A 12620-nucleotide genomic window follows, 5' to 3' on the forward strand; every position below is an offset into this window, starting at 1 on the left:
GTCACGGTGTTTAAGTATGGGCACCCGGCTTTCAACGCCACGTAATATGCGGCCAATATTTTTTTGATGGGTAAAAATAACTAATGACGCTACTAAAAGGGCAAATATGCGGTATAAGGGTTCGTGTTCGTTAAAAATCCACAACACACAAATAGGTAAGAAAAGTGCAGCTAATATTGAACTGAGCGAAACATAACGGGTTAAAAAAAGGACTAACAAAAAAACACCTACACAGCTAACTGCTACAATGGGTTGCACTGCCAGCAACATTCCAAATAAAGTAGCCACACCTTTACCGCCTTTAAAATCGGCAAAAATGGGGAAGATATGCCCCGCTACTGCAGCAAGGCCCAAACCAATCATAAAATTGGTACGGTACAATTCCATATCGGAACTAAAGTAATAAGGAAGAAAATTATACAGCGCAACAGCTACCGCACCTTTTAAAATATCAATTACCATTACAATGGTGCCATACTTATTTCCTAAAACCCTGAAGGTATTTGTAGCTCCCATATTACCGCTGCCATAATCCCTGATATCTACACCAAAAAATTTTCTGCTTATAATTAAAGCGGTAGGAATGGACCCAATTAAATATGCAATTATAATAAGAAGTAGTTCCTTCATGCGATTCTTTGAGTTGAGTTGAACACTACAAAAATAATGAATAATGGGTTTACTTAACCTTAATTTAATGACAAAATAAAGACGTATTTTAATTTATATAAATGTCTTAACCTGTTCTATACTTAGCATCAACGCATATCCAGTCTTTTTGGTGTGTAAAAGATGTAAAAGTTATACTATTCTCAGCAAGAGATGATCTTATTTGTATTTCATCAGTGATTAAAAACCCACTCAATAATATTTTTGTACCTGGCTTGCATGCCTTGGCAATAAGCTCTATATTTTGCAAAATAACATTCAGGTTTATATTAGCAAGAATAATATCGTACGTCATATTAAGCGGAAGACTTTCTGCTTTGTGCAGTAAGATATTTCTTGAATTATTTGTAATAATATTTTCTTTCGCATTCTCTATGCTCCAGTCATCATTATCAATTGCAGTAATTGAAGATGCTCCCATTTTTTCGGCTAAAATTGCCAAAACACCTGTGCCAGTACCGAAATCTACAACAGATTTATTTGTAAAATTCAAAGCACTCATTTGTTCCATCATTAAAAATGTGGTGGCATGATGGCCTGTACCAAAACTCATTTTTGGGGTAATGATAATTTCGTGCTGCACATTTTTTACCGGCTGATGAAAACCAGCACGTACGGCCGCAAAATTATTTACAACAACGGGTTCAAAACTACTCTCCCATTGTGCATTCCAGTTTTGCTGCTCAATTACAGTTAATGTATAAGCCAGGTTATTATTACTACTGGCAACAGCATCTAAAGTTTCTTTATCAAATTTTATTTCGGTAATAAAAGCTTTTAACTCATTTTCGTTTTCTTCAAAACCATCAAAGCCAATATCTGCAAGCAGGGCAATTAATATTTCGTTTTGTTGGGCAGAACTGGTGCTTATTTTAATTTCAATGTTTTTCATTTTATCAATTTAATAAAAAACCGCAGAAAAAAAATCCTGCGGTTGTAAATATGAAATGTTATAGATTAATTCTGTTGCTCACCCTGCTGCGGCTTAGGCTGCATATCGGGTTTTGGTATTAAAGCTTTACGGCTTAATTTAAACTTACCGGTCTTTTGGTCAACATCCAGCAACTTCACTTTTACTTTATCGCCTTCTTTAAAAATGCCATCCATAGTTTCTAAACGCTTCCAGCTTATTTCACTAATGTGCAGCAAGCCTTCTTTTTTAGGAAGAAATTCTACAAAAGCACCAAATTCTTTAATGCTCTTAACTGTTCCTTCGTAAGTATCACCTACAACCGGCGTGGCTACCAAACCTTTAATCCATGCTAAAGCTTTTTCTAATCCTTCTTTTTGTGCTGAGAAGATACTTACCTCACCGGCATTGTTCACTTCTTCAATATTAACTGTAGCACCGGTTTCTCTTTGTATTTCCTGTATCACTTTACCACCTGGTCCTATCACCGCACCAATATATTCTTTATCAATAATTATCTTAACCATACGTGGCGCATGAGGTTTAACTTCTGCTCTTGCTGCAGGCATACACTCATACATCGCATCTAATATGTGTAAACGGCCTGCACGTGCCTGGGCCAAAGCCTTACGCATGATATCCATACTTAAGCCATCAACTTTAATATCCATCTGTACACCACAAATACCATCACGTGTACCGGTAACTTTAAAATCCATATCGCCTAAATGATCTTCGTCACCCAAAATATCAGTAAGCACTGCAAACTGGTCGCCTTTTTTAATTAAGCCCATTGCAACACCACTAACGTGTTTAGGTAAAGGCACACCTGCATCCATTAATGCAAGCGAACCTGCACAAACTGTAGCCATTGATGATGAACCATTGCTTTCTAAAATATCACTTACAACACGAACTGTGTAAGGATAATCGCTGCCGGGCATCATCTTTTTTAAACTACGCATGGCAAGGTTACCATGACCAACTTCTCTGCGGCCAACACCTCTCATCATTTTAACTTCACCTGTAGAAAAGGGAGGAAAATTATAATGTAAAATGAATTTTGTATAATCAGATTTGTAGGCACTTTCAACCAATAATTCATCTAAAGGCGTTCCAAAAGTAACTGTTGTAAGTGATTGTGTTTCACCCCTTGTAAATAAAGATGAACCGTGTGGCGTTGGTAAAATATTAGTTTCCATTGCAAGGGCACGAATATCTTCTGTACCTCTTCCATCCAAACGTTTTCTATCATTCAAAATCATATCCCTTACCACGTAATATTGTAATTCGCCGGTATAATGACCAATCAATTTTTTATCCTGATCAGGTAATTCTTCTCCTAAAAACGTTTTTACTTCTTCATGCAGTGCTTTATAAGCATCACTTCTTTCGTGCTTTGCAGATGCTGATGCAGAAATTGCATACATTTTATCTTTTGCAAAAGCAGTTATCTTCTCATTTAATTCTTCGTTGCGGTAAGGTTTGGTGTATTCTCTTTTTGCAGTCAAGCCAAGCTGTGCCCTAAGTTCGGCCTGCGCTTTAATCTGTACTTTAACAGCTTCGTGGCCTAATTCAATCGCTTTAATTAAATCTTCTTCCTGGCATTCGTTAGCTTCACCTTCTACCATCATTATATTTTTATCGGTAGCGGCAATTATAAATTCTAAATCGGAAGTTGCTAATTCAGTACGGCTTGGGTTAATGATGTACTCGCCATTTTTACGGGCAATACGTACTTCCGAAATAATTTCCTGAATGGGAATATCTGAAACAGCTAAAGCTGCAGAAGCCGCAAGACAAGCTAACGCATCAGGCATAACTTCTGCATCGCTTGATATAAGGCTTATAAGTACCTGAACATCACATAAATAATCTTCTGGAAAAAGCGGACGTAAAGCCCTGTCTATTAATCTTGAAGTAAGAATTTCGTAATCATTTAACCTGGCTTCTCTTTTAAAGAAAGAACCGGGTACACGGCCGGCGGAAGCAAATTTTTCCTGGTAATCTACAGATAATGGAAAAAAGTTTTGGCCATCTTTAGGCTCTTTGTTGGCAACAACTGTTGCTAATAAAATACAATTGCCCTGGCGAACGGTAACAGCGCCATCTGCCTGGCGGGCCATTTTGCCTGTTTCGATGGTAACCATGCGGCCACCGCCAATATCAAAAGTTACCGATTTTGGTTGTAATAAAGACATAAATACGATTTATGATTTGGGGTTGCCTGTTTAAGATTTGCTTAAACCCTAACCCCGGTGAGTTAATTACGTAAAAAAGAATAATTCCCAACCGTAAAACTTCAGTTGGGAATTATTGCTATTACATAGTTGGAATAATTTATTTACGAAGGCCTAATTTTTCAATTAAACTTCTGTAGCCAGTAAGGTCGTGTTTGCTTAGGTAAGTTAATAAGCGCTTGCGCTGACCCACCATTTTCATTAAACCTCTTTGAGAAGAAAAATCTTTTTTGTTGATTTTAAGGTGTTCTGAAATGGAATTGATACGCTCTGTTAATAAAGCGATTTGGCCCTCAATAGACCCTGTGTTAGTGGCTTTACCACCATAAGTTGAGAAAATACTTGCTCTTTTTTCGATTGTTAAATAAGGCATCTCTTTGTTTTTTTAATAACGTCTTTGTTATGTTTCTTTTATAATTGTGTGCAAAAGTACATAAAAAAATGGTTTTTACGAGGTGAATTGAGGATTTTTTTTGAATATTGCCAAATATGAAACCGTCGTTCGCCATAATAGGCTGTGGAAGAATTGCCAAAAGGCATGCTGAACAAATTATAAAACATGGAATACTGGCAGCAGTTTGCGATATCATTCCTGAAAAAGCCAATCAAATGGCAAGTCTTTTTAACACAAAAGCTTATCATTCTATTGAAGAATTACTGGCAGTTGAAAAAAAATTGGACATAGTAAGTATTTGTACTCCAAACGGTTTGCACGCCATTCATTCTATAAAAGCACTGGAAGCTGGCAATAATGTTTTGTGTGAAAAACCATTGTGCATTACTACAGCAGATGGAAAAAAAATGATTGATGCAGCACTTAACTACAATAAAAAACTTTTTGTAGTTAAACAAAACCGTTACAATCCTCCTGTGGCTTATTTAAAAGATTTGATTGATAACAATAAACTGGGTAAAATTTACAGCTTTCAAATAAATTGTTTTTGGAACAGGCCGAATGAATATTATAATGGCTGGAAAGGAACCAAAGATTTGGATGGCGGCACCCTATTTACACAGTTCAGTCATTTTATTGATTTGTTGTATTGGTTATTGGGAGATGTAGCTGCGGTTAAAACAAATACCAAAAACTTTGCGCATGCAGCAATTGAATTTGAAGATACTGGTGTGGTTTTATTTGAAATGAAAACTGGTGCCATTGGATCCTTAAATTATACGGTTAACAGTTTTAATAAAAATATGGAAGGTTCGTTTACGGTTTTTGCAGAGAAAGGCACTATTAAAATTGGGGGACAATATTTAAACGAATTAGAATATTGTAACGTAGAAGGAATTGCTACTCCTGAATTACCGAAAGGCAACCCTGCTAATGGTTATGGATTTTACCAGGGTAGTATGAGCAACCATGATAAAGTATATGAAAATTTAGTTAAGGCATTAAAAGATGATGAACATGAATTTGCAAGTGCGGAGGAAGGATTGAAAACGGTGGAGATAATTGAGGGGATTTATGCCCCCTCCGCCACCTGAAGGGGGAACTTTGATCTCTGTGAAAAAGAAAAGTACTTAAATAATCAACCCAAATGCCTGAAAATACAAAAAGCTCTCCCGAAATATTGAACCCTAAAGTTCCCCCTTCAGGTGGCGGAGGGGGCTGTATTTTTTTTACAGTTACTACAGACCTGACTTATGACCAGCGCATGATTCGTATTTGCACATCATTGGCCAATGCAGGGCACAAAGTAACATTGGTGGGAAGGAAATTAAGAGCGTCGCTCTCATTGTTACCGCAACCATTTTTACAAAAAAGATTATTTTGTTTTTTTGAAAAAGGAAAACTGTTTTATGCAGAATATAATATCCGTTTATTTTTTTACCTGCTTTTTAAAAAAATGGATTGTATTGGAGCAATTGATCTCGATACGATTTTACCCTGTTACTTCATTTCGAAAATAAAAAAAGTAAAAAAGGTTTACGACGCACATGAATTGTTTTGCGAAATGAAAGAGATTGCAACAAGACCTGCAATTTATAAAGCTTGGAAAAAGATTGAACGTTTTACCGTTCCAAAATTTAAATATGGCTATACAGTAAACCAACCCATTGCTGATGAATTTAAAAAAATGTATGGCGTTAATTACGAAGTAATAAGAAATATTGCTTTACTGAGAGCAATAAATCTAACCCAAAAAAAAGAAAAATTTATTTTATACCAGGGTGCAGTAAATGAAGGCAGAAGTTTTGAAACACTTATACCTGCAATGAAAGATGTTAACTGTAAACTTATTATTTGCGGCGATGGAAATTTTATGCAGCAGGCACAGCAATTAGTAACCACTAATAACTTACAGGATAAAGTTATTTTTAAAGGCAAAATAAAACCTGATGAATTAAGAACTGTTACTCAACAGGCTTATATTGGCATTACTTTGTTTGACGATAAAGGATTAAGCAATTATTATTCCTTAGCCAACCGTTTTTTCGATTATTTGCATGCCGGCATACCGCAGTTGTGTGTAAGTTACCCGGTGTATAAAGAAATTAACGACAAGTACCAGATTGCAGTTTTAGTTAATGATATAAGCTCAAAAAATTTGGCCATACAACTGAACAATTTACTGCAGAATGAAGTTGAATATGAACAGTTGCAGCAAAATTGCCTAAAAGCAAGAGAAGATTTAAACTGGCAGCAGGAAGAAAAAAAATTATTAATGTTCTATAAAAATTTACTTGGATAAACACTTACATATCGTAACCCTTGACGTACCCTGGCCTGCTGATTATGGCGGCGTGGTAGATCTTTTTTACAAACTAAAAGCCTTACACCAACTTGGCATAAAAATTCATTTACACTGCTTTACACAAGGCAGAAAACCTCAGGAAGAATTAAATAAATATTGTGAGTCGGTAAATTATTATCAGCGTAAAAAAAACAGCAACAGTTTTTCTTTTCGTATTCCATTAATTGTAAAGAGCAGGCAACATGATGAATTGATCGCTAATTTAAAAAAAGATGATTACCCCATTTTATTAGAAGGTATTCATTGTACCTATTACCTGCACAAAGGAGAATTAAGCAACCGGAAAATTGCAGTGCGCCTGCACAATGTGGAATTTGAATATTATAAACAACTTGCAAAAAACGAAAGCAATCTTTTTAAAAAATTGTATTTTATTAACGAAAGCAGGTTATTATATAAATATGAAAAAGCTATTGCCAACAAGGCCTCTATAATTGCTGTAAGCGAACATGACGCAACGGTTTATAAACAACTATTTGATGCTAAAGATATTTGTTACCTGCCGGTTTTTATTCCGCATACTTTGGCAGTGGGTGCAGCAGGTAAAGGTTGTTTTTGTTTATACCATGGTAATTTATCCATCAACGAAAATGAAACTGCAGTAATTTGGTTACTGCAAAACGTATTTAATACTTTAGAAATCCCTTTTGTAATAGCAGGTAAAAATCCTTCTCAAAAATTATTAGCTTTTGCACATCAACACAAACAAACCTGCATTGTAGCCAACCCCGGCGAAAAAGAAATGCAGGATATGATAACAAAAGCACAACTTCATGTGCTGCCTTCTTTCAACAACACCGGTATAAAATTAAAATTATTAAATGCTTTATTTAATGGCAGGCATTGTGTAGTAAACAGCGCAGGAGTGGAAGGCAGCGGACTTGAAGAGGTTTGCCATATTGCAGACGACGCCACATCTTTTAAAAAAGTTATTGAAGAAATGTATCAACAACCATTTACAGATCAGGAAAAAGAAAAACGTCAGGGCTTGTTACAAACGATTTATAATAACGAAGCAAATGCAATAAAACTGATTGGATATTTTTAGGATTGTAGCAGCAAAACATCCTAATCCCAAATCCCTAATTCCAAATTACCAATTCCTTACACCTTTACATTTCAATAGAAGCATTATCCCACACTTTATTTCTTTCTGTTTTAATCATCCGGGCAGGAAATTTATTTATTACCATATAATCATGTGTAGCCATAATTATTGTGGTGTTGTAATCTCTGCAAATATGAAAAAGCAACTGCATAATTTCATCACTCGTTTCAGGGTCAAGGTTACCGGTAGGCTCATCGGCCAAAATTAATTTAGGCGAATTTAATAAGGCCCTTGCCACATCCACCCTTTGCTGTTCGCCACCGCTCAATTCAAAAGGCATCTTAAAGCCTTTTGTTTTTAAACCCACTTTATCCAGCACATCAGCAATTTTTTCATTCATTAATTTATCATCTTTCCAACCTGTGGCTCTTAAAACAAATTTTAAATTTTCATTTACGTTCCTGTCTGTCAGTAATTGAAAATCCTGGAACACCACACCAAGGTTACGGCGCAAAAAAGGTACCGTCTTCCACGTTAGTTCTTTCAAATTATGGCCCACCACCCAGCCTTCTCCTTCTGTCAATTGCAAATCGCCGTACATGGTTTTAAGCAAACTGCTTTTTCCTGTTCCGGTTTTACCCACCAGGTAGACAAACTCACCTTTTTCTATGCTAATATTAACATCGCTTAAGATAAGGCTGCTACCCTGGTAAATATTTACATTTTTTAATTCAACAATTGATTGAGACATAGATTGGTTTGATGTTTAGCCCCTATCCCCTAAAGGGAAAATGGAGAAATTTGTGTTTTATTTTTTTGTTACCAAGCCTTATTAATTCTATTTAGCTTCAGTGGTCTGGCCTAAGGCGAGACACTCATTAACAATATTTCTTTATTCAACTTTATAGAAGCGTAAATAAAAATCTTTGCAAGTTGAGCAAATTTAGCTTTTAGTGCCACTACATTAAAATATATTTTCTTCACCATTTGTTAAAAAATGTGAATAACTAAAAAAATAGTTGTAAAACTAAGATATTAGTTTTAAGTTTACATCAGCAAATAAAAAAGCATACAAAATGAAAAACTTAACCAAAGCAGAAGAACAGATAATGCAGGTGATATGGAGATTAGAAAAAGCATTTTTGAGAGAAATACTCGATGAATTGCCTGCACCAAAGCCGCACAGCAATACCGTGGCTACTATAATAAAAATATTAACAGATAAAGAATTTGTAGGCGTTACCGTTTTTGGAAGAACACATCAATATTATCCGCTTGTTAGTAAAGAGGTGTACAGCAAAAGCAGTATGAAGAGTTTGGTAAAAGGTTATTTTGAAGGCAGCTTCAGCAATGCCGTTTCGTTTATGGTAAAAGAAAATAACATCAGTTTAGATGAACTGGAAATACTGCTGAAACAGTTGAAGAAGAAATAAAAGGTTGACCGTTGTTAGTTAATAGTTGTTGGCATACCAGCAATTTTCCTTCTAACAACTGCCAACCAACAACTAACAACTATTTAAAACAATTGTATGCTACCTGTCGCCTGGTACTTTTTAAAAGTTATTATCTGCTCCGGCATTTTGTATGGTTATTACTGGTTGCTGCTGCGAAACAAAGTTTTTCACAAGTACAACCGTTTTTACCTGATGGCAGCTGTGGTATTATCCTTGTTATTGCCGTTGATAAAAATAAATTTTTGGCAATCTGCAGCAGCGCAACCCACAGGAGTAATACAAGTGTTGCAGGCAGTTAGCAATGGCGATGAGTATATGGGCAACATCATTGTATCTGCCTCATCAAATTCATTTGATATTACACAACTTTATCCATTAGCATATTTAACTGTATCGCTTGTGTTATTTTTAATTTTCTTGCATACGATTTACAGCATTTTTAATCTTATAAAAAAATATCCAACGCAAATTATTGACAAAATTTCATTTGTAAATACCGATGCTAAAAGCACACCATTCTCCTTTTTTAATTATATTTTTTGGAATAATAGTATTGATATCGAAACTTCCACCGGCCATAAAATTTTTAAACACGAGCTGGCGCATGTACAGGAAAAACACAGTCACGATAAAATTTTCATCAATATCATTCTCATCTTTTTTTGGTGTAACCCTTTCTTCTGGCTTATCCGCAAAGAGCTGAATATGATACATGAATTTATTGCCGATAAAAAAGCTGTAGAAGACAGCGATACGGCATCATTTGCCGAAATGATATTACATGCTACTTATCCCCAACACAGGTTTCAACTCACCAATAATTTTTTCTATTCACCTATAAAAAGAAGATTACTTATGCTAACTAAAAATAAAAATCCTAAAGTTAATTATTTGGGAAGAGTAATGGTATTGCCATTGTTGGTTTTAATTTTTGCAGCATTTACTTTTAAAGTAAAAGATAAGCTGGAAGCTGGAGCTTCCAGATACAACGGCAAAAAAATTACAGTTGTTATTGATGCAGGCCATGGTGGTGCCGACGCAGGCGCAAAAAGTGCCGATGGAATTTTGGAAAAAGATCTGACCCTTGCCATATCAAAAAAAATAAAGGAATTAAATAGCAATGAAAATATAGAAATTATTTTATCCAGAAATAATAATACGAACATGAATCCAAACGAGAGGGTTGAATTTACCAGGAATAGCAATGCCGATATATTTATTTCTATTCATGCAGATGGTTCTCCAATACCTGAATCCAAAAGCGGCGTAGATTTTTGGGTTGCTAAGGATGAATTTGGCAACAGCAAAGAAAGCAAGCAGCTGGCACATATTTTAATTGAAGAATTTGGTAAAAACTATCCCTTACCTATAACAAAAACACTAATGCAGCGGCTGGGAGGTATAAAAGTGTTACAATCAAATAATATACCTTCTGTTATAATAGAAACTGGATGCATTAACAATAAAAAAGACGTTGCTTATTTAAAAACTAATAATGCAAAAGAAACTATTGCAAAAAATATATTAGCAGCTATAGAAAAATTTGCTGCCAATAATTTTTTAGCGGTTATTACTCAAAATAATATTTCGGATACTCAACTTTCTTCAAATGGTTTTTATGTTAACGCCAAACATGCTGACAGCAATTATTTAAAAAGTTATGAGTACAAAACAAAGGCACTGGTTATTATTGATTCAAAAGAAATAGGAAATTTTGGGATGAATTACATTGAGAAAAATATTGCAAGTTTCAGCAGCATCGTAACTTATAATCCAACTGTTGCAAAAAAAATCTATGGAGAAAAAGGTAAGTATGGCGTAATTAAAATCACACAAAAAAATGCTGTTATAATTTCTGCAGATTCCGCTTTTTTTGATGAGAAGAATAACGCTGTTAAACTATCAGGTAACAAAACTGTTGTAAGCGGAGATTTATCGAATACCTTAATATACATCGACGGAAAAATTTGTACTCCTGAACAGTTAAATGCAATACCCCCAAATAAAATAAGCAATGTAACTGTTGTAAAAGGAGATAAGCTGGATGACATTATTGATGCCAAAGGAAAAACTGCTATGATAAATGTATCCTTAAAGGCAGATGATTTACCCGAAGTAACAGTTCAATCTAAAAAATCTACACCATTGTATGTTATTGATGGGAAAGTAAAAGAAGACAATTTTAATATTAATATCATTGCTCCGGGTAATATTGAAAGTATAAATGTTTTGAAAGGCAATTCAGCAATATTGTTATATGGAGAAAAAGGAAAAAATGGTGTGGTAGAAATTATAACAAAAAAACATTTATTAACCGTTGCTGAAAAAAATAATGCTCCAGATATAAATACAAACACTGCTCTGGATAAAATTTTCACTAAAACAGAAATTGAACCATCTTTTGCCGGCGGTGATGACGAATGGAGAAAGTATTTAATGAAAAATTTAAACCCTGATATTCCGGTGGATGAAGGATGGAAAGCGGGCACCTATACCATCGTTGTTCAATTTATTGTACATGCAGATGGAACAGTAAGTGACGTTACTACCACCAATTATCAAAACAGCAAAACTGCACAACATTGTATCAGTTTAATAAAGCAAAGCCCCAATTGGAAACCTGCTATTCAAAATAGCAAGCCTGTTAATGCTTACCGTAAACAACCGATTATTTTTGTGGTGGAAGGAGATAAAAAATCTGTAACAGCTAATTTATAAAGTAATCCTTTGTTAAATATTTGAATATAATACAAACAAATTCCTATTCTGGAATATAGTTTTTATTTTAGCAAATGATTTGCCTTTTAATAAAAACGTATTTTCTTAACTCCCAAAAAATATTATCGTTCTTATCTGTGATGGTGATAATATTTTTTGCGTCCAATGCAAAAGCACAAATTCTTACAGTTAAAACGCTTCCAAACCAAGCACCTGAATTTACTGTTGGCAATATAGATGGTACAAGAACTAATATTGATTCCTTTAAACTTCAAAAAGAAATAAGAGTTACAAAAGGATATAAATTTAAAAGCGCTTCAGTATATTTTTTAGGGGCTAATTTCCAGAACGTAAAGTCTGCATTTTTAGATACCAGTTCTTTAAATGGATTAGACGCTCTTATCAAAAAATGTGTAGCAGGCTCTGTTGTAACATTTGACAGTGTGAAAGTAATTGATAAAAAAGGAATAGAAATTTCAATAGCAGGAAAATCTTATGTATTCTACTCTGGTGAATATAACATTTCAATTGCTCTTTCCGAAGCCAACAAAGAAATCTTTGAACTAATTGGGAAAGATTTTATCTCAGGCACTATCTATTTTTCCGGAGGAAATTTTCCAAATGTTATCACAATACTTTGTAAAGATATGGAGACAAAGAAATCCTTATTTGCCCGATGCGGTCCGGGCAGTGTAATTAGTTTTGACAATTGTGTTTATAAAAATACAAATGGCACTTCATCAAAGCCTGTAAGTAAATCACTAAAGATGGAATAATTCTCTTAATACACTATCTCCTCCCCATCCACCCTAATTACCAATT

11 protein-coding genes are annotated in these 12620 nt (G+C 34.7%); 6 read left to right on the forward strand and 5 right to left on the reverse strand.

Annotation, left to right across the window (positions count from 1 at the left end):
• The 4 genes from plsY to rpsO all read right to left on the reverse strand — a co-directional run.
• On the reverse strand, window positions 1–630 hold a 630-nt coding region (gene plsY / locus ACY65O_RS19020), incomplete at its 3' end, for a glycerol-3-phosphate 1-O-acyltransferase PlsY (RefSeq protein ID WP_462222436.1).
• Between the two features lie 106 nt (window positions 631–736).
• Window positions 737–1561, reverse strand: coding sequence for a 50S ribosomal protein L11 methyltransferase (gene prmA, locus ACY65O_RS19025; protein WP_462222437.1), 825 nt, complete (start codon window positions 1559–1561; stop codon window positions 737–739).
• 65 nt (window positions 1562–1626) lie between these two features.
• Window positions 1627–3780, reverse strand: coding sequence for a polyribonucleotide nucleotidyltransferase (gene pnp / locus ACY65O_RS19030; protein WP_462222438.1), 2154 nt, complete (start codon window positions 3778–3780; stop codon window positions 1627–1629).
• 139 nt (window positions 3781–3919) lie between these two features.
• The gene (rpsO, locus tag ACY65O_RS19035) at window positions 3920–4192 is read right to left on the reverse strand and encodes a 30S ribosomal protein S15 (RefSeq protein ID WP_462222439.1); all 273 of its coding nucleotides are present in this window, start codon (window positions 4190–4192) and stop codon (window positions 3920–3922) included.
• 116 nt (window positions 4193–4308) lie between these two features.
• Here rpsO and ACY65O_RS19040 point away from each other — a divergent pair, with 116 nt between their 5' ends.
• From ACY65O_RS19040 to ACY65O_RS19050, 3 genes are read left to right on the forward strand one after another with little or no spacing between them, the layout of a single operon-like run.
• Entirely contained in the window at window positions 4309–5307 is a 999-nt protein-coding gene (locus ACY65O_RS19040) for a Gfo/Idh/MocA family protein (RefSeq protein ID WP_462222440.1), read from the forward strand.
• 53 nt (window positions 5308–5360) lie between these two features.
• A complete protein-coding gene (locus ACY65O_RS19045; RefSeq protein ID WP_462222441.1) occupies window positions 5361–6515 on the forward strand; it encodes a glycosyltransferase in 1155 nt (384 codons plus the stop codon).
• A complete protein-coding gene (locus ACY65O_RS19050; RefSeq protein ID WP_462222442.1) occupies window positions 6508–7626 on the forward strand; it encodes a glycosyltransferase in 1119 nt (372 codons plus the stop codon). Before ACY65O_RS19045 ends, ACY65O_RS19050 begins: the two co-directional genes overlap by 8 nt.
• A gap of 64 nt (window positions 7627–7690) precedes the next feature.
• On the opposite strand, the gene ACY65O_RS19055 is transcribed toward ACY65O_RS19050, so the two are convergent.
• The gene (locus ACY65O_RS19055) at window positions 7691–8377 is read right to left on the reverse strand and encodes a cell division ATP-binding protein FtsE (RefSeq protein WP_462222443.1); all 687 of its coding nucleotides are present in this window, start codon (window positions 8375–8377) and stop codon (window positions 7691–7693) included.
• A 325-nt stretch (window positions 8378–8702) separates the two neighbouring features.
• Here ACY65O_RS19055 and ACY65O_RS19060 point away from each other — a divergent pair, with 325 nt between their 5' ends.
• From ACY65O_RS19060 to ACY65O_RS19070, 3 genes are all read left to right on the forward strand, one after another.
• Window positions 8703–9059 carry a BlaI/MecI/CopY family transcriptional regulator gene (locus ACY65O_RS19060; RefSeq protein ID WP_462222444.1) on the forward strand — a complete coding sequence of 119 codons (357 nt, stop codon included), beginning with the start codon at window positions 8703–8705 and terminating at the stop codon, window positions 9057–9059.
• Window positions 9060–9155: 96 nt separating this feature from the next.
• A complete protein-coding gene (locus ACY65O_RS19065) occupies window positions 9156–11798 on the forward strand; it encodes an N-acetylmuramoyl-L-alanine amidase (protein ID WP_462222445.1) in 2643 nt (880 codons plus the stop codon).
• Between the two features lie 137 nt (window positions 11799–11935).
• Complete coding sequence (locus ACY65O_RS19070) at window positions 11936–12574, forward strand: hypothetical protein (RefSeq protein WP_462222446.1); 639 nt, start codon at window positions 11936–11938, stop codon at window positions 12572–12574.
• Window positions 12575–12620: the final 46 nt, after the last annotated feature.

Source organism: Ferruginibacter sp., from assembly GCF_031430955.1.
Taxonomy (GTDB): domain Bacteria; phylum Bacteroidota; class Bacteroidia; order Chitinophagales; family Chitinophagaceae; genus Ferruginibacter.

Coding starts and splice junctions, on each gene's coding strand:
- prmA (WP_462222437.1), bottom strand. CDS start 1,561: ATGAAAAACATTGAAATTAAAATAAGCACCAGTTCTGCCCAACAAAAC.
- pnp (WP_462222438.1), bottom strand. CDS start 3,780: ATGTCTTTATTACAACCAAAATCGGTAACTTTTGATATTGGCGGTGGC.
- ACY65O_RS19065 (WP_462222445.1), top strand. CDS start 9,156: ATGCTACCTGTCGCCTGGTACTTTTTAAAAGTTATTATCTGCTCCGGC.
- ACY65O_RS19055 (WP_462222443.1), bottom strand. CDS start 8,377: ATGTCTCAATCAATTGTTGAATTAAAAAATGTAAATATTTACCAGGGT.
- ACY65O_RS19060 (WP_462222444.1), top strand. CDS start 8,703: ATGAAAAACTTAACCAAAGCAGAAGAACAGATAATGCAGGTGATATGG.
- ACY65O_RS19040 (WP_462222440.1), top strand. CDS start 4,309: ATGAAACCGTCGTTCGCCATAATAGGCTGTGGAAGAATTGCCAAAAGG.
- rpsO (WP_462222439.1), bottom strand. CDS start 4,192: ATGCCTTATTTAACAATCGAAAAAAGAGCAAGTATTTTCTCAACTTAT.
- ACY65O_RS19045 (WP_462222441.1), top strand. CDS start 5,361: ATGCCTGAAAATACAAAAAGCTCTCCCGAAATATTGAACCCTAAAGTT.